The following is a 750-nucleotide window of genomic DNA, read 5'->3' on the forward strand; positions in this document are numbered from 1 at the left end:
ATTCGCCTTGATCCGAAACCCAAAGTGGCAACCGACGATGCCCACCAGCATGCCGAACGCCACGCCCTTGCCCAGCCCGATCCAGAGATTGGCGATCGGCACCACGCTCGGCAGCGAGCGGATAAACCACGACATATCGATGCCGAGCACCGCCTTGGCCGCCAGCGCTCCGCCCAGCAGCGCGATGATATCGGTCCAGATCACCAGCAGCGGCATCGCCACGCCCAGCGCAATCACGCGCGGCAGGATCAGCCGCAGCCCGTGCGAAATGCCCATCACGCGCATGGCGTCGAGTTCTTCGGTCACGCGCATGACGCCGATCTGCGCCGGGATGGCGGAACCGGAGCGCCCGGCCACGAGAATCGCCGCCAGCACCGGCCCGAGTTCGCGGATCACCGCGAGGACCAGAATATTGACGATGAACTGGTTCGCGCCAAACAGGCGCAACTGCTGCGCGGACAGATACGACAGCACGATGCCGATCAGGAACGCCACCATCGCCGTGATCGGCAAGGCGCGCGCCCCTGCGTTATAGACGTTCGCCGATATCTCCACCCACGGCGTGGCCTTGGGCTTGCGCAGGATGAAAAGCAGATCGAGCACGACGCGCCCGAGCATCGCGAGGCCGCCGTACAGATGATCCCAGAACGCGAAGATCCCGAGGCCGAGTTTCGTGATGGGGTCGATGCGCACCACGCGCTCGACGGGTTCGCGCACCGAATCGAGCAGCGCGATGCGCTCGAAGATGTC

General features: G+C 64.9%; 1 protein-coding gene. It reads right to left on the reverse strand.

Translation table 11 applies throughout. The features are described 5' to 3' along the window. Positions 1-750, reverse strand: a 750-nt coding sequence (locus tag G3O01_RS44995; RefSeq protein ID WP_205814002.1) for an ABC transporter permease, incomplete at both ends; no start/stop codon positions are given.

This window comes from Burkholderia sp. Ac-20365 (assembly GCF_017104715.1).
GTDB lineage: Bacteria > Pseudomonadota > Gammaproteobacteria > Burkholderiales > Burkholderiaceae > Paraburkholderia.